Consider the following 1,505-nt stretch of genomic DNA (forward strand, 5'->3'; position numbering starts at 1 on the left):
GACTGACGCCATGGAGACAAGCCGGCTTCCCGACCGCCCGCAGCAGCCGCTGCACGAGTACCTTCGCACCCATGCGCGCGAGCACCGCCAGATCGTCAAGGCGATCGCGGCCGGCGACGCCGAGGCAGCAGGCCAGGCGATGTACCAGCACGTCATGAACAGTCGCGCGCGCACCTTGCGAAACCACGAGAAATCAATCTCATCCTGAGGACCCGATGGCACTGAGCCCGCACGCTGGCGTGACGCTCAGCGCATCGATCGTCGGCGCCGTGCTGTTCGGCGCGCTGCTGCATGCGGGCTGGAACGCGCTCATCAAGTCGGGCGGCGACAAGGCGCTCGACACCGCACTGATCCACAGCCTCGGCATCTTCATCGCGGTGCCGCTTCTGCTCTACACCGGGCTGCCCGCGCGCGCAGCCTGGCCCTACATGGCGGCCTCGCTGGTGATCCACCTCGGCTACTACATCGCGCTGGCGGGCGCCTACAAGCACGGCGACCTTGGGCTCACCTACCCGGTGATGCGCGGCTGCGCGCCGCTGCTGGTGGCGATGGGCAGCCTGCCCTTCATCGGCGAAGGCATCTCGGCCGCGGCCTGGGCCGGCGTCGCCGTGATCTGCGTAGGCGTGGTTGCGCTGGGCCTGTCGCGCTCGGCGCTGCGCGACAGCGACGAAAGGCGACGACGCAAGGCCCTCGCCTTCGCGCTGGCCAACGCCGCCATCATCGCGCTCTACACCGTGGTCGACGGCATCGGCGTGCGGGCTTCGGGCGACGCACTCGCCTACGTGGCCGGCCTGTTCGTGTTCGACGGCCTGCCCTATCTGCTGCTGGTGCTGTGGCGGCGCCCCGGCCAACGGCGTGCCGCCCTGGACTACATGGCGGGCCGCTGGAAGATCGCGTTGGTCGGCACCGCGGCGTCGCTGGGCAGCTACGGCATCGCGCTGTGGGCGATGACCCACGCGCCGGTGGCCGTCGTCGCCGCGCTGCGCGAGACCTCGGTGCTGTTCGCCGCGGTCATCGGCACCCTGTTCCTGCGCGAGCCCTTCGGCTGGCAGCGTGCCGTCGGCACGCTTGTCATCGTCGCGGGCGTGATGGCTTTGCGGCTGGCTTGACGGTTGCTCGCTTGACGGCAGCCGTCTTGGCCGCAGCGGGGACGACAGCGRCGGGCTTGACCGCCGCAGGCACGATCACCGCCGCCTGGTGCGGCTCGGCCCGCACGCAGTCGGCGTAGTAGCGCTTCTTGCCGGTCTCGTCGATGCGGCCCACCAGCCCATGGATGTCGGTCTCGAAGCCCGGGCACTCGGTGTTGAACTCGCGCGCGAACTTGAGGTAGTCGACGATCTTCTTGTTGAAGACCTCGCCCGGGATCAGGAGCGGAATGYCCGGCGGATACGGCGTGATCAGGCTGGTCGTGATGCGGCCCTCGAGGTGGTCGATCTCGACCCGCTCGGTCTTGCGATGCGCGATGTGGGCGAAGGCGTCGCTCGGCTTCATCGCCGGCGTCAGGT

3 protein-coding genes are annotated in these 1,505 nt (G+C 69.5%); 2 read left to right on the forward strand and 1 reads right to left on the reverse strand.

Annotated features, from left to right (window positions below; translation table 11 throughout):
• Together AC1DY5_RS55220 and AC1DY5_RS55225 are read left to right on the forward strand one after the other, a co-directional pair.
• The coding region (locus AC1DY5_RS55220) for an FCD domain-containing protein (RefSeq protein ID WP_478122628.1) at nt 1-208 on the forward strand (208 nt) is incomplete at its 5' end.
• Between the two features lie 7 nt (nt 209-215).
• Nucleotides 216-1,109: an EamA family transporter gene (locus AC1DY5_RS55225; protein WP_478122629.1), complete on the forward strand. Its 894-nt coding sequence runs from the start codon at nt 216-218 to the stop codon at nt 1,107-1,109.
• On the opposite strand, the gene AC1DY5_RS55230 is transcribed toward AC1DY5_RS55225, so the two are convergent.
• On the reverse strand, nt 1,072-1,505 hold a 434-nt coding region (locus AC1DY5_RS55230), incomplete at its 5' end, for an Orn/Lys/Arg family decarboxylase (protein ID WP_478122630.1). The two genes, AC1DY5_RS55225 and AC1DY5_RS55230, sit on opposite strands and share 38 nt — an antisense overlap.

Source organism: Variovorax sp. P4_D9, assembly GCF_056401695.1.

Bases quoted from the DNA above. Each gene is read 5' to 3' on its own strand.
- AC1DY5_RS55225 (WP_478122629.1), top strand. From the start codon at position 216: ATGGCACTGAGCCCGCACGCTGGCGTGACGCTCAGCGCATCGATCGTC.